Source organism: Exiguobacterium sp. s6 (assembly GCF_018618155.1).
In the GTDB taxonomy this organism is placed as follows: domain Bacteria; phylum Bacillota; class Bacilli; order Exiguobacteriales; family Exiguobacteriaceae; genus Exiguobacterium; species Exiguobacterium mexicanum_A.
Map to the genome: position 1 here is coordinate 1932371 of NZ_JACSLN010000001.1, position 22221 is coordinate 1954591.

Annotated in this window: 25 protein-coding genes; 2 read left to right on the top strand and 23 right to left on the bottom strand. The window is 54.2% G+C overall.

The window, feature by feature from the left end:
* Nucleotides 1-3: 3 nt before the first annotated feature.
* The 8 genes from KNP75_RS09965 to KNP75_RS10000 all read right to left on the bottom strand — a co-directional run bounded on the left by KNP75_RS09965 (nt 4) and on the right by KNP75_RS10000 (nt 6227).
* Nucleotides 4-594, bottom strand: coding sequence for an XTP/dITP diphosphatase (locus KNP75_RS09965; protein WP_215190305.1), 591 nt, complete (start codon nt 592-594; stop codon nt 4-6).
* The gene (gene rph / locus KNP75_RS09970; protein WP_034776797.1) at nt 591-1340 is read right to left on the bottom strand and encodes a ribonuclease PH; all 750 of its coding nucleotides are present in this window, start codon (nt 1338-1340) and stop codon (nt 591-593) included. The genes KNP75_RS09965 and rph overlap by 4 nt, the downstream gene beginning before the upstream one ends.
* Nucleotides 1333-2139 (bottom strand): glutamate racemase, encoded by an 807-nt coding sequence (gene racE, locus KNP75_RS09975; protein WP_138859767.1) that lies wholly within the window; start codon nt 2137-2139, stop codon nt 1333-1335. The genes rph and racE overlap by 8 nt, the downstream gene beginning before the upstream one ends.
* Nucleotides 2140-2255: 116 nt before the next feature.
* Nucleotides 2256-2519, bottom strand: coding sequence for a phosphocarrier protein HPr (locus KNP75_RS09980; protein ID WP_021066838.1), 264 nt, complete (start codon nt 2517-2519; stop codon nt 2256-2258).
* 70 nt (nt 2520-2589) lie between these two features.
* Nucleotides 2590-3030, bottom strand: a complete 441-nt coding sequence (locus KNP75_RS09985; RefSeq protein ID WP_215190306.1) for an acyl-CoA thioesterase — start codon at nt 3028-3030, stop codon at nt 2590-2592.
* A gap of 8 nt (nt 3031-3038) precedes the next feature.
* Nucleotides 3039-3827, bottom strand: coding sequence for a succinate dehydrogenase iron-sulfur subunit (gene sdhB / locus KNP75_RS09990; protein ID WP_200881496.1), 789 nt, complete (start codon nt 3825-3827; stop codon nt 3039-3041).
* Between the two features lie 8 nt (nt 3828-3835).
* Complete coding sequence (gene sdhA, locus KNP75_RS09995) at nt 3836-5593, bottom strand: succinate dehydrogenase flavoprotein subunit (RefSeq protein WP_138859768.1); 1758 nt, start codon at nt 5591-5593, stop codon at nt 3836-3838.
* 16 nt (nt 5594-5609) lie between these two features.
* On the bottom strand, nt 5610-6227 hold the full coding sequence (locus KNP75_RS10000) for a succinate dehydrogenase cytochrome b558 subunit (protein WP_215190307.1): 618 nt from the start codon (nt 6225-6227) through the stop codon (nt 5610-5612).
* Between the two features lie 223 nt (nt 6228-6450).
* On the opposite strand from KNP75_RS10000, the gene KNP75_RS10005 reads away from it, so the two are divergent.
* Nucleotides 6451-6843 carry a YslB family protein gene (locus KNP75_RS10005; protein WP_251128231.1) on the top strand — a complete coding sequence of 131 codons (393 nt, stop codon included), beginning with the start codon at nt 6451-6453 and terminating at the stop codon, nt 6841-6843.
* A gap of 36 nt (nt 6844-6879) precedes the next feature.
* On the opposite strand, the gene KNP75_RS10010 is transcribed toward KNP75_RS10005, so the two are convergent.
* Together KNP75_RS10010 and uvrC are read right to left on the bottom strand one after the other, a co-directional pair.
* Nucleotides 6880-7665 (bottom strand): aminoglycoside adenylyltransferase domain-containing protein, encoded by a 786-nt coding sequence (locus KNP75_RS10010; RefSeq protein ID WP_214752501.1) that lies wholly within the window; start codon nt 7663-7665, stop codon nt 6880-6882.
* Entirely contained in the window at nt 7662-9446 is a 1785-nt protein-coding gene (gene uvrC, locus KNP75_RS10015; protein WP_215190309.1) for an excinuclease ABC subunit UvrC, read from the bottom strand. Before uvrC ends, KNP75_RS10010 begins: the two co-directional genes overlap by 4 nt.
* A 72-nt stretch (nt 9447-9518) precedes the next feature.
* Between uvrC and KNP75_RS10020 the strand changes: the two genes are divergently transcribed.
* Entirely contained in the window at nt 9519-10832 is a 1314-nt protein-coding gene (locus KNP75_RS10020) for a dihydrolipoyl dehydrogenase family protein (protein WP_215190310.1), read from the top strand.
* Between the two features lie 41 nt (nt 10833-10873).
* On the opposite strand, the gene mnhG is transcribed toward KNP75_RS10020, so the two are convergent.
* The 13 genes from mnhG to KNP75_RS10085 form a co-directional block, all read right to left on the bottom strand.
* Nucleotides 10874-11233 (bottom strand): monovalent cation/H(+) antiporter subunit G, encoded by a 360-nt coding sequence (gene mnhG, locus KNP75_RS10025; protein WP_034776781.1) that lies wholly within the window; start codon nt 11231-11233, stop codon nt 10874-10876.
* Entirely contained in the window at nt 11211-11501 is a 291-nt protein-coding gene (locus tag KNP75_RS10030; protein ID WP_114165745.1) for a Na(+)/H(+) antiporter subunit F1, read from the bottom strand. Before KNP75_RS10030 ends, mnhG begins: the two co-directional genes overlap by 23 nt.
* A complete protein-coding gene (locus tag KNP75_RS10035) occupies nt 11501-11980 on the bottom strand; it encodes a Na+/H+ antiporter subunit E (RefSeq protein WP_215190311.1) in 480 nt (159 codons plus the stop codon). Before KNP75_RS10035 ends, KNP75_RS10030 begins: the two co-directional genes overlap by 1 nt.
* A gap of 7 nt (nt 11981-11987) precedes the next feature.
* On the bottom strand, nt 11988-13472 hold the full coding sequence (locus KNP75_RS10040; protein ID WP_138859773.1) for a Na+/H+ antiporter subunit D: 1485 nt from the start codon (nt 13470-13472) through the stop codon (nt 11988-11990).
* Nucleotides 13465-13806, bottom strand: coding sequence for a Na(+)/H(+) antiporter subunit C (locus tag KNP75_RS10045; protein ID WP_021066825.1), 342 nt, complete (start codon nt 13804-13806; stop codon nt 13465-13467). Before KNP75_RS10045 ends, KNP75_RS10040 begins: the two co-directional genes overlap by 8 nt.
* Nucleotides 13806-14243: a Na(+)/H(+) antiporter subunit B gene (locus KNP75_RS10050; protein WP_034776773.1), complete on the bottom strand. Its 438-nt coding sequence runs from the start codon at nt 14241-14243 to the stop codon at nt 13806-13808. The genes KNP75_RS10045 and KNP75_RS10050 overlap by 1 nt, the downstream gene beginning before the upstream one ends.
* Nucleotides 14227-16656, bottom strand: coding sequence for a Na+/H+ antiporter subunit A (locus KNP75_RS10055; RefSeq protein WP_034776771.1), 2430 nt, complete (start codon nt 16654-16656; stop codon nt 14227-14229). Before KNP75_RS10055 ends, KNP75_RS10050 begins: the two co-directional genes overlap by 17 nt.
* A 371-nt stretch (nt 16657-17027) precedes the next feature.
* Nucleotides 17028-17342: a thioredoxin gene (gene trxA, locus KNP75_RS10060; RefSeq protein ID WP_034776769.1), complete on the bottom strand. Its 315-nt coding sequence runs from the start codon at nt 17340-17342 to the stop codon at nt 17028-17030.
* Between the two features lie 106 nt (nt 17343-17448).
* Complete coding sequence (locus KNP75_RS10065) at nt 17449-18414, bottom strand: electron transfer flavoprotein subunit alpha/FixB family protein (protein ID WP_034776767.1); 966 nt, start codon at nt 18412-18414, stop codon at nt 17449-17451.
* 13 nt (nt 18415-18427) lie between these two features.
* Nucleotides 18428-19201, bottom strand: coding sequence for an electron transfer flavoprotein subunit beta/FixA family protein (locus KNP75_RS10070; RefSeq protein WP_214752493.1), 774 nt, complete (start codon nt 19199-19201; stop codon nt 18428-18430).
* 79 nt (nt 19202-19280) lie between these two features.
* Nucleotides 19281-19859, bottom strand: coding sequence for a fatty acid metabolism transcriptional regulator FadR (locus KNP75_RS10075; protein WP_034776763.1), 579 nt, complete (start codon nt 19857-19859; stop codon nt 19281-19283).
* A gap of 80 nt (nt 19860-19939) precedes the next feature.
* Nucleotides 19940-21613: an AMP-binding protein gene (locus KNP75_RS10080; RefSeq protein ID WP_215190312.1), complete on the bottom strand. Its 1674-nt coding sequence runs from the start codon at nt 21611-21613 to the stop codon at nt 19940-19942.
* 137 nt (nt 21614-21750) lie between these two features.
* Nucleotides 21751-22218, bottom strand: a complete 468-nt coding sequence (locus KNP75_RS10085) for a DUF4825 domain-containing protein (RefSeq protein ID WP_214797126.1) — start codon at nt 22216-22218, stop codon at nt 21751-21753.
* Nucleotides 22219-22221 lie beyond the last annotated feature (3 nt).

Genomic DNA, 22221 nt, shown 5'->3' on the forward strand with positions numbered 1-22221 from the left:
AGGTCACCCCTCCATAAACGGAATAATTTCTGCCTCTAACTTTCGTAGTGCTTGACCGCGGTGACTGACCGCCGCCTTTTCGTCGCGTTCAAGTTCTGCTGCCGTCTTGTGAAGTGACGGAACGATGAAGAGCGGGTCGTAACCGAAACCGTTCTCCCCATGAGGCGCGTAGCCGATCGTCCCTTCGATCGTGCCGCGTACCGTCAATGTCTCCCCTGTTGGTTTGGCGAGACAGAGGGCACAGATGAAGCGAGCCGTTCGTTCGGTCGCTCCGTTCAACTTCTCGAGAAGAAGCGCGTTGTTCGCTTCATCCGACTTCTCCGGTCCGGCGAAACGAGCCGAATGGACACCGGGTGCCCCGTCAAGCGCATCGACTTCGAGTCCAGAGTCATCCGCGAGGACGGCGTGGCCGAAATAGCGGGCCGCCTCCGTCGCCTTCAACTCGGCGTTCGCTTCAAACGTCGTCCCAGTCTCGTCCGTCTCTGGTGCGTCCGGATAATCTAGAAGTGATTCGACTTCGAACCCGAGCGGCGTGAGCATTCCTTCAATTTCTGCGACTTTTCCTTTATTGCGTGTTGCGACGATCAGTTTCATGTTGTTTCCTCCAATTGTTCCCCGACATACCACCACGAGGCACCGAGCGCGTCTTCGGCCGCTTTGAACAGCGTCTCGATTCCGCTTTGGGCCATGTGGAGCATCTCGTTCATCTCGAGCAACGTGAACGTCGCTTCTTCCCCTGTCCCTTGCACTTCGACGAAACGTCCGCTCGCCGTCATGACGACGTTCATGTCGACCTCGGCCGCGGCATCTTCTTCGTAGTTCAAGTCGAGGAGCAATTCGTCGGTCCGTCCGACCGAGATGGCAGCGACGCCTTCTTTGATCGGCGTGTCGTCGAGCTTGCCTTGACGGATGAGCGCGTCGACCGCGAGGACGAGCGCGCAGAAGCCGCCTGTAATCGAGGCCGTACGGGTGCCCCCGTCGGCTTGGATGACGTCACAGTCGATCCAAATCGTCCGTTCACCGAGCCGTTCTAAATCGACGACCGAACGGAGCGACCGCGAAATCAACCGTTGAATCTCCATCGTCCGGCCCGACTGTTTGCCGCGGACCGATTCGCGGACCGTGCGGTTACCGGTCGCACGCGGAAGCATGGCATACTCGGCGTTGATCCAGCCTTGCTTCTTGCCGCGTAAGAAGTTCGGGACGCGTTCTTCGACGGTCGCCGTGCAGATGACTTTCGTGTCCCCGATCGAGATGAGGACCGACCCTTCCGCATGTTTATTCACATGGGGAACGATCTCGACGGGCCGGAGCTCGTCATGTTGTCTTTCGTTACGCATCGACACCGGACACCTCTACTTTCTCCGCTCTCACGGGTTGACCGAGCCATTCTGTCGCCAAACGGTCAAAGATGACGACATCCCCGGTCGCATAAAACTGGTGCACCGGGACCGTATCCAAATCGTTCTCGAGCTCTTTAAAGTCAAGGATGGCCGCTACTTCGAGCGCCGTCTCGTCACCGGACGAGATCAAATGGACGTCGGGTCCGACGACGTCTTGAATGACCGGTGCGAGCAGCGGATAGTGCGTACAGCCGAGGATGAGCGTGTCCATCTCGGAAGACTGAAGCGGACGAATCGTCTCAGCGACGATGTCGCGGACGCGCTCCCCATCGAGTTCGCCGGCTTCGACGAGCGGGACGAACGGCGGACAGGCGAGCGAATATACATCGATTTCGCCGGCCACGTGTCGGAGCGCCGTCTCGTATGAGTTGCTTTCAATCGTCATCTTCGTTCCGATGACGCCGATATGTTTATTGCGCGTTCCTTTGACGGCCGCCCGTGCCCCCGGGTCGATGACACCGATGACCGGGATATTGAGGCGTTTGCGCGCTTCTTTCAAGACGACCGCTGTCGCCGTGTTGCAGGCGATGACGATCATCTTCACGTTCTTACTTAACAGGAACTCGATCAGTTCCCACGTATAGGCTTCAATCTCATCGTGCGGGCGCGGGCCATACGGGCACCGTTCCGTGTCGCCGATATAAATTATTTCTTCTTTCGGTAGTTGGCGCATCAGTTCTTTGACCACAGTCAAGCCGCCAACTCCTGAATCGAGTACTCCAATCGCTCGTTTCATAATCATCACTTCCATTCCCATCTATCTTACCAAAAAAGCCGATTCTGAAAAAGAAACGGTCTCGTGACAAACAAAAAAGACGAGGTAGCCGATTGGCCGCCTCGTCCGTCGCTCAATTACTGAGCAAGACCTTCGCTTGTGAGCATGTCAGAAAGCGTGTTAACCGCTTCTTCTGCATCGTCACCAGCTGCAGTGATTTTGATTGTAGAATCTTTTGCGATTCCGAGTGAAAGTACACCCATGATCGACTTGAGGTTTACTGTCTTACCGTTGTACTCAAGGTTGATATCTGATTGGAATTTAGAAGCTGTGTTTACCAACTGTGTAGCTGGACGAGCGTGAATTCCTGAATCTGCAACGACTGTGAACGTTTTTTCCATGACGTGAGGTCTCCCTTCAAATTTCAATTCTACAGGCGAACCCGCAGAATAATTGTTTGTGAACTCATTATCAAATGATAGCGGATTCGCAAAAATTCTGCAAGCGATTTTTATATTCTGGAGTCCATTCGGTCGGACGACCGGATTTCGACAAGTGCACGAGGCTCGTACGCCCCGCGAACATGAGCTGGTCTCCATCATATGCCCCGTAATGAATATCACATGAAGTGTTTCCGACCGTCAAGACATTGGCATACACCACAATCGATTGCCGCGGCATCACTTGGCGAACGTAGTCGCACTGGGCGTCTGCTACGACGACAAATCCATCTTTTAACGAAAAACCTGTCGCTTCAAGAAACTCGATCCGCGCGTCCTCGAAATAGATGAACGGAATTGTGTTATTCATGTGACCGTACGGGTCGCACTCCGAGAATCGGACTTTGACGTCTAGCGCGACCCCTGCTCTGACACGTGTTTCCCAATCGGCTTCCCGGAAGTACTTCGTCATCCGTAGCCTTACGCCTCGACCGCAGAACCGGTGCGGCCTTTGTCGCTACCGAAGAACGATTTGAACGAGTGAAGCGTCGTCTGACGGTTCATCGCGGCGATTGATGTCGTGAGTGGAATACCTTTCGGACAAACTTCGACACAGTTTTGCGCGTTTCCGCACTGTGCGAGGCCGCCGTCTTCCATGAGCGCTTCCAAACGGTCTTCCGCGTGGAAGGCGCCAGTCGGATGCGAGTTGAAGAGACGGACTTGCGAGATCGCGGCCGGTCCGATGAAGCTCGATTTGTCATTGACGTTCGGGCACGCCTCGAGGCAGACACCGCACGTCATACATTTCGATAGTTCATACGCCCATTGACGTTTGTTCTCTGGCATCCGCGGTCCTGGTCCGAGGTCGTACGTTCCATCGATTGGGACCCATGCCTTCACTTTTTTCAACGCGTCGAACATGCGCTGACGGTCGACTTGAAGGTCACGGATGACCGGGAACGTCTTCATCGGGGCAAGGCGGATCGGCTGTTCGAGCTTGTCGACGAGCGCCGTACACGATTGGCGCGGCTTGCCGTTGATGATCATCGAGCAGGCACCGCACACTTCCTCGAGACAGTTCATATCCCAGTTGATTGGTGTCGTCTTGTCCCCGTTCGCATTGACCGGGTTGCGGCGGATTTCCATCAACGCCGAGATGACGTTCATGTTCGGGCGGTACGGGACGGTGAACTCTTCCGTATAAGCGGCTTGGTCCGGTCCGTCCTGGCGTTCAATGATAAAACGAATATCTTTTTGTTCAGATTGCATCGGCGTCGTCATTTCGTCTTCGCCCCTTTCTTCGAGTAATCCCGTTTGCGTGGCGGGATTAACGAAACGTCGATCTCTTCATACGAGATATCGACTTCCCCTGCGTTGTAACGTGCCATCGTCGTCTTCATGAACTTGTCGTCATCACGTTCCGGGAAGTCCGGTTTGTAATGAGCGCCACGGCTCTCGTCACGTTTCAACGCGCCAAGCGTGATGACGCGCGCGAGGTCGAGCATGTGGTCGAGTTGTCGGATGAACGATGCCCCTTGGTTGCTCCAGCGAGCCGTGTCGGTCGCGGAGATGTTGTTATAGCGTTCACGAAGCTCACGGAGTTTGAGGTCCGTCGCCTCGAGCTTGTCGTTGTAACGAACGACCGTGACGTTGTCGGTCATGAGTTCGCCGAGCTCACGGTGGATTTGATACGCGTTTTCCGTACCGTCCATCGCGAGGATGTCATTGAACCGCTCGATTTCTTCACGTTCGTTGAAGTTGAAGAGCGCTTCTGCCACGCTCTCTGTCGCCTGGTCGAGACCGCGCATGTAGTGAACGGCCGCCGGACCGGCTTCCATCCCGCCGTATACGGCAGACAAGAGCGAGTTGGCCCCGAGACGGTTCGCACCGTGCATCGAGTAATCGCACTCACCGGCTGCGAACAAGCCTGGGATGTTTGTCATCTGATCGTAGTCGACCCATAGTCCGCCCATCGAATAGTGAACGGCCGGGAAGATCTTCATCGGGACTTTTCGTGGATCGTCGCCGACGAACTTCTCGTAAATCTCAAGGATCCCGCCGAGCTTGATGTCGAGCTCTTTCGAGTCTTTATGCGACAAGTCGAGGTACACCATGTTCTCGCCGTTGACGCCGAGCTTTTGGTTGACACAGACGTCGAAGATTTCACGCGTCGCGATATCACGCGGCACGAGGTTTCCATAGGCCGGATACTTCTCTTCAAGGAAGTACCATGGCTTGCCGTCTTTATACGTCCAGACACGTCCGCCTTCACCGCGCGCCGATTCACTCATGAGACGAAGCTTGTCGTCCCCCGGGATCGCCGTCGGGTGGATTTGGATGAACTCACCGTTCGCATAGACCGCACCTTGACGATAGACCGCTCCAGCCGCTTGGCCGGTATTGATGACCGAGTTCGTCGATTTGCCGAAGATGACACCTGGGCCGCCTGTCGCGAGGATGACCGCGTCCGATGGGAACGCTTTAATTTCCATCGAGCGCAAATCCTGACAGACCGCACCACGGCACACACCTGCTTCATCGATGATGGCCCGGAGGAACTCCCAGCCTTCATACTTCTCGACGAGCCCTTGCGCCTCGTAGCGACGAACCTGCTCGTCTAGTGCGTACAGGAGCTGTTGCCCTGTCGTCGCACCGGCGTAAGCCGTACGGTGATGGAGCGTGCCGCCGAAACGACGGAAGTCGAGAAGACCTTCTGGCGTCCGGTTGAACATGACGCCCATGCGGTCGAACATGTGGATGATCTTCGGTGCCGCTTCCGCCATCTTTTGGACCGGCGGTTGGTTGGCGAGGAAGTCGCCCCCATAGACCGTGTCATCAAAGTGTTGCCAAGGAGAATCCCCTTCCCCTTTCGTGTTGACGGCACCGTTGATACCGCCTTGTGCACAAACTGAATGTGAACGCTTGACCGGTACAAGCGAGAATAGTTTTACCGGAACACCCATCTCAGCCGACTTGATTGTCGCCATGAGTCCAGCCAGACCGCCACCGATGACGATCAAACTTTGATTTGCCATGAACTTTTCCCCCTAATTACAAGATGCCTGCGAACGTCAAGATAGAACGGATGCCGACAAAAGATAGTGCCAAGAAGACGACGCCTGAGACATAGCTCATGAAGCGCTGTGAACGAGGCGACTGTGTGATCCCCCACGTGATGGCAAACGACCAGAGACCGTTCGCGAAGTGGAACGTAGCCGAGAGAATCCCGACTATGTAGAAGATGAGCATGAGCGGATTATCGACGATGTTTTGCATCATCTCCGCGTTCACTTCGACGCCACGCAACTTCGCCAAGCGCGTTTCCCAAACGTGCCATGCGATGAAGATGACGAGGAAGACGCCCGTGAAGCGTTGGATCATATACATCCAGTTGCGGGCGTACGAGTAACGGTTCGTGTTAATCGAACCGAGGAACGCGTAATACACGCCATACACCCCGTGGAAAATCATCGGCAAAGCGATGACCGTCACTTCAAGGAAGTATAAGTACGGTAAGCTCTCCATAAATTTTGCTGCCTTGTTGAACGACTCCACCCCATCGACGATATAGTAGTTGACCGACAAGTGAACGATCAAAAACAAGCCGATTGGGATGACCCCAAGTAGCGAATGGACTTTACGACTGAAATAGTCACGACGCGCTGCCATTCTAGTTCCCCCTTTTCACGAGCCCTTGGCTCGTTTTGTAAATAAAAGCGTTTTCAAATGTAAATATAGCTTTCTGTCTCCTATTCTACTCTTGTGAAATTTGTATGACAAGACAACCCGACCGATTTGTGCCACATTCTTTTGCAAAATACCCGGTGACCAAAAGGCGAATCGTCGTTATAATGGTATAGAGAGAATGGAGTGATGGAAGAAGATGGAAACGATGAGCCAACCCACTTTCGCGATCGAACTGCTTCGCGATTATGTGTTGACGGATTTGCTCGGGGACGACTACGCCCAAGTCATCTATTGGTCGGGCAAACGGGTCGCACGCAAGTTCCCGGTCATGACGAACGACGAACTGAGCGCCTTTTTTGCCGAAGCCGGCTGGGGAGAATTGACGTTGTTGAAAGAAAAAGGAAATAAGTTCTTGTTCGAACTACTTCCCCCGCCTGCGACCCAAGAAAAGGCAACCGGCTACTTCCAGCTTGAGGCTGGCTTTTTAGCCGAACAAATTGCCGGTCGTTTCCAATGCGTCGCCGAGGGCTACGCCGATGTGGCGCGCCAGGCCGTCCAAATCACCGTCCAACTAGACCGAAAAGATACGTATGAATGACGAAGAGCCGATGCGAACTGACCGCATCGGCTCTTTTTATATGTGTTGAAGGTTGTCCCGGGCGAAGTCTCGGAAGACATTCAGTTCATCTGCTGTGAAGCTTACATCATTCCCGGCGTAAGCCGCTGCCGCTTTCTCGATTGTCGGTAACACATCGATCGAGAAGCCTTTCGCTGTCGACCACTCAAACGCCTCCTGTTTCGATAAGACGAGGTCGTCGGAACAATACGCCAGGACACGCGTCAGATTGAGCACACTATACATCGGCGTGTCGTGGATCGAATCGAGACAGTCTCGCGCATCAAACAGGATGGCATCTCGATAGTCGACTTCATTGAAGCCGATGATTACGTCCTTGAGCGGACGACCGTAGAGCACGATGCCTCGCTCGCTAGTGATTTTTATATGGGCGGCCAAGTCGGGATCGGTCATTCCGGATTGTATGGTCGCTATTTCCCCCGTTTGAAGCGCCGATTCGAAACGCGAACGCCAACCCTCGCTGTAGTGAAAATCAAATGGACTCGGGTGCCTCCAAGCTGTCAGGTCACCCACTGTAAGGACACTCAACTCAATCGGATAGGGTTCGTTCGATGACTCAAGACAGAGACGTGTCAGTCCCACCTTTGTTTCAGGCGTTAGCGGACGACTCGTGACAATCAGAAAATCAAGGTCGCTATGATCCGGATGAAACCCTCCCATCGCGGCCGACCCATGCAAATAGAGGTGCTCAAGCGATGGGATCACACCGTCGACCCGCTCGATGAACGCCTCGACGACCGGACGGATGATGGCAGGCATCTCGGAGGATGCCCCTCGACTCATTCGTCCGTCTCCTCATGAACGTATTGCAAAACGGTCTCGGCCAACTTCTCGGGCAGGCCTGCTTCCTTCAACTGTTCGAGCGAGGCGAGGCGGATCTGTTTCATCGACCCGAAATGGCGGATCAACTGCTGACGTCGCTTCGGCCCGACGCCCGGGATATCGTCGAGCACCGACTTCGTCATCTTCTTCGTCCGCAAACTGCGGTGGAACGTGATGGCGAAGCGGTGGACCTCGTCTTGCATACGTTGGAGCAAATAGAACGCGCTCGAGCGCGAATTCAGTTCGACGACCCCGCCGCCTTCCCCGAACAAGAGCTGGCTCGTCCGGTGACGGTCATCTTTTTTGAGCGACCCGACCGGCAAGTCGAGCCCGAACTCGTTCTGCAGGACGTCGAGGGCGGCGTTCAATTGCCCGATGCCCCCGTCAATCAACAGCAAGTCCGGTAGACGCTTCTCTTCCGTCAACAGGCGACGGAACCGACGACGGACGACCTCTCGCATCGTCTCGTAGTCGTCCGGTCCTTGGACGGTACGAATCTTGTATTTCCGGTATTCCTTCTTGAGCGGCTTCCCGTCTTCGAAGACGACGAGTGCCGAGACGGCGTCCGCCCCTTGGATGTTCGCGTTGTCGATGATGTCGACACGCGACAAGTTCGGGATGCCGATCGCCTCACCGAGTTCACGCATGGCGAGGAGCGTCCGCTCTTCGTCGCGGGCGAGCAACTCGAACTTCTCGTTCAAGGCGATGCCCGCATTTTTCGTCGCCAAGTCGAGCAGCTGTCGCTTTGCCCCGCGCTTCGGCTGCATCACTTTCGTCCCGATCGCCTCGTTCAACAAATCGATGCGGACGATCTCGGGGACGAGCACTTCCTTCGGCAATACGTTCTGCTCGTAGAACTGTACGATGAAACTCTCGAGCTCCTCGGACGGCTCGCCGTGGAGCGGGAACAGTGATACGTCGCGCTCGATCATCTTGCCGCCCCGCATATAGAACACTTGGACGCACATCCAGCCGCGGTCGAGCGTATAGCCGAAGACGTCGCGTGCTGTCGGGTCGGCCGTGATCATGTTCTGTTTGTTCATAATCGACTCGACGGCCCGGATTTGGTCACGGAGCTCAGCGGCTCGTTCGAACTGCATATCTTCGGCCGCTCGTCCCATGTCGACTTGGAGCTTGGCGAGCGTCTCGCTCGTCTCGCCGTTCAAAAAGCGGCGAATTTCATGGACGATGTCTTTTTGCTCATCCGTGTCGACGGCGAGCTCGCAAGGTCCGAGACACTGCCCGATATGGTAATACAGACAGAGCTTGCGTGGCATCGGTTGGCATTTCCGGAGCGGATACAGTTTATCGAGCAACCGCTTCGTCTCGTTGGCAGCATAGGCGTTCGGGTACGGGCCGAAATAGAAGCCGCCGTCCCGCTTCAGCTTCCGCGTCGTGAGTAACCTCGGGTACGGCTCGTTCGTGATTTTGATGTACGGGTACGACTTGTCGTCTTTGAGACGGATGTTGTATTTCGGGTCATGCTTTTTGATGAGCGTCATCTCGAGCAGAAGCGCCTCGAGTTCGCTCGCCGTGACGATATACTCAAAGTCGCGAATCTCAGCGACGAGGCGCATTGTCTTGATGTCATGCGCCCCGGTAAAATAAGACCGGACCCGATTTTTCAGATTTTTCGCTTTCCCGACGTAAATGATCTCGCCGTACTCGTTCTTATGCAAGTAACAGCCGGGCTCGTCCGGGAGCAGCGCCAATTTATGTTTAATGTGGTCAGAATGACTCAAATTCAATCACCTCAGTTTAAGTTCCTTCCAGACGGGAAAAATTTGATGAAGTCTCAGAGGGAGGGTTTTGTTATGAAACGGTACGATGTCATCATCATCGGCAGCGGCTCGGCAGCGAGCCAAGCCGCTAACGTATTATGCGACGCCGGTAAACAAATTGCCATCGTCGAGAATTGGACGTTCGGCGGGACGTGCCCGCAACGCGGATGTGACCCGAAAAAGATGCTCGCGGAAGGAGCAGAGCTCATTGCCCGTGCGGAACGGATGAAATCGCTCGGTGTCCACGGCGCGCTCACGCTCGATTGGCACGCCTTTAAACGGCGTATCGACGAGTATCGTTTCGCCGTCCCGACGACGAAGATGCATCATTGGAAAGAGCACGACATCGACTTGTTCGAAGGCGAACCCCATTTCATCGATGAAGACTCAATTGTCATTGATGGGCATGAAATCTCGGCGCATCAGTTTTTAATCGCTTCAGGTCTCATTCCGCGACCGCTCGACATCCCGGGTGGCGACTTGGCCATCACGAGCGACGACGTTTTCGACCTCGACGACTTGCCAAAACACGTCATCATCATCGGGGCCGGCTATATCGCGTTCGAATTCGCACATATCCTCCGCCGCTTCGGGAGCGAGGTGACCCTCCTCATCCGATCGCGGGCACTTAAACAATTCGATCGCAAAGTCGTCAAACGTCTCGTCGATGAGACGCTTCGAATCGGCATCGATGTCCGTTACGGCATCGAGCCCGTCCGGATGGATGGGGACGTGCTGACGTTATCAGATGACTCTACCCTCGAAGGCGTCGTCCTTAACGCCACCGGGCGAATTCCGAGCATCGAACGGCTCCGTTTGGACGCGGCCGGTATCGAGTCCGACCACGGCGGCGTCCTCGTCAATGAGTTCCTGCAGACGACGAATGCGAACGTATATGCAGCCGGGGACGTCGCCAAGAGCCGCAACCCCGCCCTCACCCCGTTCGCGGGGCAGGAAGGACGCATCGCCGCTCTCAACCTGTTACGGGACAACACGCGTCCTTTACCGGAGCGCCCTGCCCCGACGGTCGTCTTCACGACACCGCCGATTGCCAAGGTCGGACTGACGGTCGAGGAGGCGAAGGCGCGCGGCATCGACTACGAGTGTAAGGACAACGACTTGTCCCATTTCTTGACGTATGAGCGCATCAACGACACGACGGCGTTTTCCCGCATTCTGCTCAGCAAAGACGGCCACGTGCTCGGGGCCCACTTGATTGGGCAACATGCACCGGAATTGATCAACTTGTTCTCGTTTATTATACAAAACAACATCACCCATCAACACATCAAACACTTGGAGTTCGCCTATCCGACGTCAGCCTCTGACGTGACGTATCTGATGTGACGCAAAAAGGCTCTTCCAATTTGACTTGGAAGAGCCTTTCGTCATTCGATTCCTTTGTCCTTATCTTCTCGAAGTGCATCTTGGAGCGATTTCTTCCAAAGCGGGACACCTTGAGAATGGGCCGCGCGGGCCACCAAGTGACTGCCGACCGGCGCCGTCAACAAGACGAAGAACAGTCCGAGCAGAAGCCGTGCGTCAAAGATGCGCTGGTCGACCCAGACGTGCAAGAGCGCCGCGAACAGGACGAACATGACGCCGAGCGTCGCACTCTTCGAGGCGGCGTGGGCGCGAGAATAGATGTCCGGGAGCCGGATCAGACCGATGGCCGCGACGACGGTGAAGAACACACCGATGATCGTGAAGACGCCGGTCAAGATGTCATAAATCATTGTTGCGGTCATGTTGGATGATCTCTCCCTTCTCGAGGAATTTCGAGAACGCCACCGTTCCGATAAAGGCTAAAATCCCGAGCAAGAGGATGACCTCGAAGAACATCGTCGTATCGAGCAAAATCGATAACAACGACACGACCGAGATCAACCCGATGCCGATCGAGTCGAGGGCGATGACTCGGTCCGCTGTCGTCGGCCCTTTGACGACCCGGTACAGCATACCGAGCATGGCGAGCACGAGGATGGCGAGGGCGACGTAAATAATAATATTTAACATTAGCTGGTCGCCTCCTTGATGTTCGACTCAAAGTTATCGTAAATGTCTTGTTTGAGCGACTCTTTATCCGGCATATGGAGCGCATGGATGTAGAGCGTCTTATTGTCGTCTGACACTTGGACGACAAGCGTACCTGGTGTCAGCGTGATGAGCATCGATAGCCAACTCACTTTCCAGCCGGCATCGAGTTCGGTGTGATACCGAAAGATGCCTGGTTGGATTTTTAGTTTCGGGCTCAAGACGAGCCGGAGCACTTCGATGTTGGCTACGACGAGTTCGCGACAGAAAATCAAGAACAGTTGAAACAGTTTCAAGACACGGGTGAAGTAAAAGTCCGTGTTTTTAAAGAAGCGGCGCATCATGAAGATGACGAGTAACCCGAGCAAGTAACCGATGATGAATCCGCTCGTCGTGAACGTACCCGTGAAGAACATCCAAATGAACGCCAGGAAAAAGTTGATGAGTAGTTGGTAAGCCATCTCTAAATCACTCCTTAATCACGGCATCGATATAGATTTCGGGTTGCACGAGCGGTTCGATTGCCTGAGTAATGAACGGATGCATCGCTTCGGCACCAAACCCGTAGGCGACGGCGACGGCGACAAGCAAGAACGTCGGCACGATGAGGCGGTTCATATACGGCACGAGCGGACCGTCATAGACTCGTTTCTCTTCTCCCCAAAATCCGTACAAGAAGATTTTGATGACCGAGAAGAGGACGAACAGACTCGACAGCAAGATGAGGAGCGGCCCGAACAGGCTGCCTTCCCCGACCCCGCCTTGAACGATCAACAGTTTCCCGAAGAATCCGCTGAGCGGCGGAATCCCGGCGAGGGACAACGCTGCGATGAAGAACGTCCAACCGAACAATGGGAATCGGGTGATCAAACCGCCCATGTCGCGCAGTTGACCGGACTTGGTAATGCCGATCATCATCCCGACGAGCATGAACAAGGCGGCCTTGATCAACATGTCATGAATCAAATAGTAGAGCGCCCCTTCGAGCGACGTCTGCGTGTTGAGTGCGATTCCGTACAAGATGACCCCGACGGCGATCATGATGTTGTAGATGATGATCAACTTGACGTCGTTATAGGCGATCGCCCCGATCATCCCGATGACGATCGTCAACACGGCGAGGATAATCAAGAAGTTCTGCATGAACGCACTTCCACCATCAAACAGGAGCGTATACGTCCGCAAGATCGAGTAGACGCCGACTTTCGTCAACAGCGCCCCGAACATGGCGAGAATCGGTGTCGGCGCCACGACATATGAGCCCGGGAGCCAGTAGTGGAGCGGCACGAGTGCCCCTTTCAAGCCGAAGACGATGACGAAGAACACACCGATGACGGTGATGACGCTTTGATTCTCCACGAGCGGAATCTTTTGCGCGAGGTCCGCCAAACTGAGCGTACCGACCGTCCCGTAAAGAAGCGCGACGGCCATGACGAACAGCGCCGAGGCGATGACGTTCACGAGCAAATACTTAATCGACTCGCGTAACTGGACGCCCTTCCCGCCGAGCACGATCAACACGTACGACGAGATGAGGAAGACTTCAAAGAAGACGAACAAGTTGAAAATATCGCCTGTCGTGAAGGCACCGTTCACCCCGACGAGAAGGAACAGCATCGCGACGTAGACGTAGTTCGATTCATAGGCGTCTGAGAAGTAATGGGTCGCAAACCAGACGATGAAAAAGACGAGCAACGTCGACGTGGCGACGAGTAGTGCCGACAGCATGTCCGAGACGAGCGTGATTCCGAACGGTGCCGGCCAGTTCCCTAAGTTGACGGTCATGATGCCGTCTTGAGACACGGTGAAGATGAGCAGCACCGTCACTGCAAACGTTACAAGTAAAGCCCCGAGTGCCACTCCGCGTTGCAGACGAACTTGCTTCGGTGCGAAGAGAAGAAAGATGGCCGCAAGCGCCGGGATGACAATCGGAAAGATCGGTAAGTTAATCATTCGATTCCGTTCCTTTCATTTCCTCAATATTATCCGTGTTCAGTTCCTGGTAAGCCCGATACGCGAGCACGAGGAAGAACGCGGTCACCCCGAAGCTGATAACGATCGCCGTCAAGACGAGCGCTTGCGGGAGCGGGTCGGTATATTCCGTGACCCCATCGACGAGAACGGGTGCCGCTCCGGTTTTCAGTCCACCCATCGTCAAGACGAGCAAGTGGGCAGCGTGGCTGAGCAACCCGGTGCCGATGATGATGCGCAACAAACTCTTTGAGAGAATCATATAGACCGCGCTCATCGTCAGGACACCGATGATGATGCTAACGAAGATTTCCATTATTCACTCTCTCCAATCGTTTGAATGATCGTCATCGTCACACCGATGACCACAAGGTAAACGCCAAGGTCAAAGGCGATCGCCGTGTGAAGCGTCTGTTCGCCCAAGAGCGGCAAATCGAATTTGTCATAGGCGTGCGTCAGGAACGGACGGTCCCAAAAGATGCTATGAAGTGACGTCAGCATCGCGATGACGAGACCGAGCGCCGTCATCTTCCGATAGTCGAACGGGAGCACGTCAGCGAGCGTCTTCGAGTCAAAGGCGAGAAGCAAGAGGACGAGCGCCGCCGCTGTCATCAAACCACCGATGAAACCTCCGCCCGGCGAGTAGTGCCCGGCGAAGAATAAATTGATCGAGAACACGATGATGATGAAGAAGATGATCACCGCGGCCGTCTGTAAGATGACGTCATTGACCTGATCATTTTTTCGGTTCATGTTCGCGCGCTCCTTTCGTACGTACTGTCGTTCTAAATTTGATCATCGTATAGATCCCAATGGCCGCGATGGCAAGGACGACGATCTCGAACAACGTATCAAAGCCACGGAAGTCGACAAGGACGACGTTGACCATGTTCTTCCCGGCTGCCAAGTCATAGACGTTTTCTTTATAATACTCGGAGATCGACGACAATGAACGGTTCGACAGCGCCATGAAGCTGAGGAGCGTCACCGTCACCCCGACGAAAATCGAGACGATCGCATTCTCGATTTTAAACTTAACACGTACTTCTTTCTTGCTGATCTCCGGCATGTGGTAGAAGACGAGCAAGAACAAGGCGACCGATACCGTCTCGATGACGAGCTGCGTCAAGGCGAGGTCCGGGGCATTGAAGAAGACGAAGAACAACGCGACCGAGTAGCCGACGACACCGAGCAAGATGATCGACGGCAGACGCGAACGCATGAACAGAATCGCAAGCGATGCCAAGATGACGACCGCCCCGAGGACGTATTCATACGGTGCGACAGGTTCCATCTCGCCGAACGAGAAGTCGAACAAGTCGAAGCGATACATCGAGAACAACATCATGCCTGACAAGAACAAGAAGATGTACACCAAATACGAGCGGATGAAGCCCGTCATATAGTTGTCTTTAAAACGGTACGCCGCTTTGTTCGACCAGACGAGCGTCCCGTCGTACATGCCATTGAGCGTCAAGCGATGCGGGATATGGTTGTAGATGCCCATCCACTTGTTGATTGTGAAGAACATGAGCGTCCCGAGCAGGATGACCCCAATCGTCATATAGAGTTCAGGTGTCAATCCATGCCAGAAGTAGATGTCGACCTTCACGTCCTGCCCGCTCGCGACGAGCGTCGGATAGATCGACTCGACGGCCGGCTTGATGAGCGAGTTCGACAACACGTTCGGTACGAAACCGAGAACGACGACGAGGATAGCGAGAATCGCTGGCGGGATGAGCATCCCGATCGGTGCCTCGTGCGGCTGTTTCGGTAACCGGTCGAACTGGGCTTTGCCCATGAACGTCCGGGTGAAGATAATCAAGCTGTAGATGAACGTGAACACGCTCGCGATGAACGCAACGACCGGGATCAAGATGCCGATCGTATCGAGCGCGAAGAAGTCCATCGAGAACACTTTCGTGGTTGCCTTCAAGAACATCTCTTTACTGAGGAAGCCGTTGAACGGCGGCAGCCCTGCCATCGACAACGAGCCGATGACGGCAATCGTGAACGTAATCGGCATGACGGTCATCAGACCGCCGAGCTTACGGATGTCACGCGTCCCCGTCTCGTGGTCGACGATTCCGACCATCATGAACAGCGACCCTTTGAACGTCGCATGGTTGATCAAGTGGAAGATTGCCGCGATTGTTGCGACCATATAGATGTTGTCATCCATGCCGTCATAATGTAGCGCCGCGGCCCCGAGGCCAAGAAGCGACATGATGAGACCTAGCTGACTGACGGTCGAGAAGGCGAGAATTCCCTTCAAATCGGTCTGTTTGACCGCGTTGAACGAACCCCAGAAGAGCGTGAACGTCCCGACCGAGGCAATGATCCATAGCCAGAGTGACGACTCCTGGAACACCGGGCTCATCCGCGCGACGAGATAGAGACCGGCCTTGACCATCGTCGCCGAGTGGAGGTACGCACTGACCGGGGTCGGTGCCTCCATCGCATCCGGCAACCAGATGTGGAACGGGAATTGCGCTGACTTCGTGAAGGCGCCGAGCAAGATGAGAATCATCGCCGCGATAAAGAACGGGCTATCGGCGATGAGTGCCTGATTGGCGACCATGTCACGGATGCTGAATGAGCCGACGATCGACTCGAGGATCACAATCCCCCCTAGCATCGACAAGCCCCCGAACACGGTGATGAGCATCGACTTACGTGCCCCGTAGCGTGAGCGTTCTTTCTCGTACCAATACCCGATCAACAGGAACGACGAAATCGATGTGAGTTCCCAGAACATGTACATGACGACCATGTTATCCGAGAGGACGACACCGAGCATCGCACCCATGAACAAGAGCAAGTACACATAAAAATGACCGAGCGACTCTTTGTCTTTATTCAAATAGTAAATCGAATAGAGGACGACGAGCGCCCCAATCCCTGTAATGAGGAGGGCAAACAATAGTCCGAGCCCGTCCACGTAGGCCGTGAAGTTGATGCCGAGCGATGGCATCCATTCGACCGTCTCCGTCACGACGTCCCCCGCGCTCGTGATTCCGATGAAGCGGAAGAAGTACACGAACAGGACGACCGGAACGATTAACACGAACCAACCCGTATGGATTCGCTTCAGCGCCCGGAACAAGAACGGGATGAACGGTGCCGCGAGAAGCGGCAATAAGATAGCTAAATGTAACACCGACAAGAAAATTCCTCCTTCGAACAGAGTCTTACAAGCGATGGGCCAATTATTAAGGTCACTTGACGCCATCATGTCTTCCTCATGAGTATAGCGTAAATTTTCAGTCTGTTTCCATGATAAAACCTTCCCGCTTTTCAGAGCCTCGTCAAAAAATACCGAACTGTTAAATATGAAGAGAGTCGACAAAAAGCGACGAAAAAAAATTCTGATCAAGCGTCGTATGTATCCGTTTTCAGATGGTGCTTTTTCCGGATTCCCCGTTAAATCCGGACCGAACCTTAACCGTTGTTATTCCATGCGAAACGACTAAACTCCTTCTTCCCTAACGAGCCCAACAAAAAACAGCCGACCAGTTCCCCGGTCGGCTGTACGCATTATTTTGCTGTCGCGATAAACTCTTTGAGTGCTTCTTTTGGTTGGAAGCCCATTGTTTTCGAAACAGGTTGTCCGTCTTTGAACATCATGAGTGTTGGGATACTTTGAATTTGGAAAGCACCCGCTACTTCTGGGTTCTCGTCAACGTCAAGTTTCACGATTTGGACTTGGTCGCCCATCTCTTGGTCAAGCTCTTCGAGTACCGGTGCGATCATGCGGCACGGTCCACACCAAGCTGCCCAGAAATCGACGAGGACGACGCCCTCTTTTACTTCTTGTTCGAATGTTTGAGTCGTTGCGTGTTTAATAGCCATTTGGTAAATACCTCCCCAGTAAGATGTGAGAGCCGATTAAGAACTCTCATGCATTTCATGTTCAGAGTATACCACGGAGGGTACGTTTCCCCAAACATTCTGCATATCAGCTATTGACGAGGTGTTTGCGGAACTCTTCCGTCAAGAGCGGGACGACGTCGAACAAGTCACCGACAATGCCGTAGTCGGCCACGGTGAAGATGTTCGCTTCCGGGTCTTTGTTGATGGCGACGATGACTTTGGCGTTGCTCATCCCGGCCAAGTGTTGGATCGCCCCAGAGATGCCGCAGGCGATATACAAGTCCGGCGTGACGACTTTCCCGGTCTGCCCGATTTGTAGCGCGTAGTCACAGTAGTCGGCGTCACATGCTCCACGTGAAGCGCCGACGGCCCCGCCGAGCAATTCCGCGAGCTCTTCGAGCGGCTTGAAGCCGTCCTCACTCTTGACGCCACGGCCACCGGCGACGATGACTTTCGCTTCCGTCAAATCGACTTTCCCCGTCGCCTTGCGGACGACTTCTTTGACGATCATGGCGAGGTCCTTGAGCTCCACGCTCGGTGTCTCGACCGACACACTCGCTCCAGCCGTACGCGGAAGAGCGTCGATGTTGTTCGGACGGATCGTGAAGAACATGACCGAGTCTTTGAACTTCACTTTCTCGAACGCTTTCCCTGAATAAATCGGGCGGACGAACTCGGCGTCTTTGCCTGACCCTTCGATCGAGACGACGTCACTGATGAGACCAGCGTCCAGACGAGCCGCTAGTTTCGGTGCGATATCTTTCCCGAGCGCCGTATGGCCGAGCACGATCATGTCCGGCGACTCCTGGTCGATGACTTGGCGGAGCACTTGTCCGTAACCGTCTGGTGTATAGTGTTTGAGACGCTCGTCTTCGATGACGAGGACGCGTCCCGCGCCGTATTCCCCGAGTTCATTGGCGAGTGCTTTGACATCATCCCCGATGACGACCGCCGTCACGTCGTCCGTCAGTTGCTTCGCCGCGGCGATGGCTTCGAATGATACGTTCCGTAACGCGCCTTCACGCGCTTCTGCGAGTACTAAAGCTTTCATCTATGTGTCCCCCTTAAATGACTTTTGCTTCCGTGCGAAGTAATTGAACGAGCTCGCTCACTTGTGACGACGTATCCCCTTCAAGGATGCGTCCCGCTTTCTTCTCTTCCGGCAAGAACCGTTCAATCGTCTCGATCTTCGCTTCGATCTCGTCTTCATCGAGGTCGATGTCCGACAGTTCGAGTTCTTCGAGCGGCTTCTTCTTCGCCTTCATGATGCCTGGAAGACTTGGGTAGCGCGGTTCGTTCAACCCTTGCTGTGCTGTCACGAGGAGCGGGAGCGGCACTTCGATCACTTCGGTGTCCCCTTCGACGTCACGTGTGACCGTCGCCATCGTCCCGTCGATTTTGAGTTCCGTGATCGTCGTCACGTAGTTCATGTCCAACAGTTCTGCGACGCGTGGCGCGACTTGGCCGCTGCCGCCGTCGATGGCGACGTTCCCGGCAAAGACGAGGTCAGGCGCTTGTTCCTTCAAGTACGTGGCGAGCACTTTTGAGATCGTCACGTGATCGGCGTCCTCGACGTCATCTTCGATTGAGATACGGACCGCTTTGTCCGCACCCATCGCGAGCGCCGTGCGAAGTTCTTTGTCCGCGTCTTCTGGACCGACCGTCACGACCGTGACTTCTCCCCCGAGATCGTCACGCTTGCGAATGGCCTCCTCGACCGCATACTCATCGTACGGGTTAATGATGAACTCAGCGCCGTCTTCTTGAATTTCCCCATTCTCGAGCTGAATCGCTTCTTCTGTATCGAACGTACGCTTCAGCAATACAAAAATATTCATCGTAGTTCCCCCTTTAAGTTGTTCGCACCATCATTCATGAATCTCCATTCATTTTTTGAGCTAGCGAGAGGGCTTACGGTTAAGCAAGCCCTTTTTTTAACATATGGTGTACTTTCGGTAACGTCGACATCAAATCATATTTGAAGCCGCTCGCCATCCAGCTCGTGACCACTTCATCGATCGTGCCGAAGATCATCTGCCGGGCGAGGCGATAGTCAAGTTCTTGGTCGAACTCGCCGGTGTCGACCCCGTGCTGTACGACCGCATCGATCAAGTTCAAGTACGGCTTCAACACTTCGCTGATCTTTTGACGAAGCGCCAAGTTCGACTGCCGAAGCTCGATTTGCGTCACGACGGCGAGGTCGTAATCGGCCGACAGTTGCTTCAAGTGCGACTCAATCAACTGATAGAGTTTGTCGCCGGCCGTCGTCTCCTGCTCGATCTGTTGCTTCGAGTAGTCGATGAACAAGCCCATCTTCGTTTGGAACAATTCAATCAACAGATGCTCCTTGTTTTTGAAGTACAGATAAATCGTTCCGTCGGCGACGCCCGCCTCTTTGGCGATGGCCGTCACCTTTGCACCGTGATAGCCATGATCCGCAATCACTTTCACTGCCGCATCGATAATGCGGTCACTTTTTGATCCATTCTTTGTCATAAACACCCAAGCTCCTTACCGCTGCAGAAAAATGAATGATGGTTCATTCATTTATTATTCTATCATGTGACACGGTTGTGTCAACTGCTTTGTTTCACTTGTTTCGCCTTCTCTTCGTCGACGAGGACACGACGTAAAATCTTACCGACGAACGTCTTCGGCAACTCCTCACGGAACTCGTACAGCTTCGGCACTTTATACGCCGCGAGCTTCTCGCGACAGTGTTTGTCGAGCTCCTCTTCTGTTACGCTGGCGCCGTCACGCGTCACGATGAACGCCTTGACCGTCTCGCCGCGATATGGGTCCGGGACGCCGATACAGACCGCTTCCTTGACGGCCGGATGCTCATAGAGTAATTCTTCGATCTCACGCGGATAGACGTTGAAGCCTCCGGCGATGATCATGTCCTTCTTCCGGTCGACGATATAGAAGAACCCGTCCTCGCCCATATAGCCGAGGTCACCGGTCGCGAGCCATCCATCCTTCAAGACGGCAGCCGTCTCTTCCGGCTTCTGCCAATATCCTTTCATGACTTGCGGGCCATGAAGCATGACTTCACCAATCTCGCCGACATCCGCCGGCGTCTCCCCGTCTGCCTTTACAATTTTAGCAGATGTGTCCGACAACGGCACGCCGATCGAGCCGACGATCCGTTTATCCCATAGGAAGTTCGCGTGCGTGACCGGTGACGTCTCCGATAACCCGTACCCTTCGACGATGCGACCGCCCGTGATGCTCTCGAACTGCTCCTGCACTTCGACCGGGAGCGGCGCCGATCCGGAGATACACGCCTCGATTGACGACAGGTCATATTTCTTCAATTTCGGGTCGTTGAGGATGCCGACATACATCGTCGGTGCACCTGGGAAGAAGTGTGGCTTCTTCTTGTGAATCGTCTTCAAGACGTCGGTGACGTCAAAGCGCGGGACGAGGACGAGCTCATATCCGTTCGCCATCCCGAAGTTCAGACAGCATGTCATCCCGTAGACGTGGAAGAACGGGACGACGCTCAAGACACGCTTTAGGTCGCCTCGGTTATATCTATAGAAGAAGTTCGAGATTTGGTCGACGTTCGCCGTCAAGTTGAAGTGGGTCAGCATGACGCCTTTTGGCAAACCTGTCGTTCCGCCGGTATATTGCAAGACAGCGACATCCTCTTTCGGATCGATTGCGATCGGGGTGATCGGCCCGAAGTTCTTATAGTCTTTGAATGCGACCGAACCTGTCGTGTCGATGACGATGTTGTTCTCACGTTTCACTTTAATCGGGTACAGCTTGTTCTTCGGGAACGGAAGATAGTCGGCGATGCTCGTCGTGATGATCGTCTTGATGTCCGTCTTCTGTTTCACACGAAGCGATTTCGGATAGAGGAGGTCGAGCGTGATGAGGATGTTCGCACCTGAGTCGGTGATCAAATTCTCGAGCTCATGCTCGGTGTAGAGCGGGTTCGTCTGGACGACCGTTCCGCCAGCGTACAAGACGGCGTAGAATGAAATGACGTATTGCGGACAGTTCGGGAGCATCAGGCTGACGCGGTCCCCTTTTTGCAGGCCTTTCGATTGGAGCATCGTCGCGAGTCGCTTCGCCGCGTCATCGACCTCGGCGAACGTCAACTCTTTGCCGATGAAAGAGACGGCGGTCCGGTCCGGATAATCGGTAGCGGCCCGGGATAGCGCTTCATAGAGCGGCTTCACCTCGTAATCAATCGTTTCTGGCATGTCAGCTGGATAATCTTGCAACCACGGTTTGTTCATCGATTCTCCTCCTTGGAATGAATAGTCATTCAGTTAACTCTATTATAATGCCAAGAAAACGCTTTCATCTACCCTTTACCCGATAATTTTCAGAAAATATCGAAAAAACGTGTGCGGATGAAAGTTTCCGCACACGTTCAGATTCTCTTGAAATAGGCTTCGGTCTGCTCTTGGTTGCTGATTTTCTCGTCCAAGTGATCCTTTAATTCTTTTTCCCACTTGATCGTCGAGAAGTCGACGTCGAGCCACGCTTCCATCTCCGGGCGTGAGAACGAATATGTTCGGTTCGGGAAAGCGAAGCGGACAATCTCCGTGTTTTGCACGAGTGTGAAGTACGTCGCCGCGTTCCGAATCGCGAGTCGCTCCTGCTCGATTCGTTCAATCTCAGGGTCACTGTAACGAATCGTCAGGCCGTAAGGACGCTTTTTCGTCTGCAGCTCGATCGACTTGTAGCAGTCGTGCATCGGCAACGTCTGGGCGATGCCGGCGACGGCGTTGTTGTCCCCGACGTAAGACCCTTTGTATTGGAAAGCGTTCGATCGTTCGGTGTCCCCGCATCCAGCGAGCACGATGAGCAAGACGACGAGCAGACTGAGCCGTTTCATGAA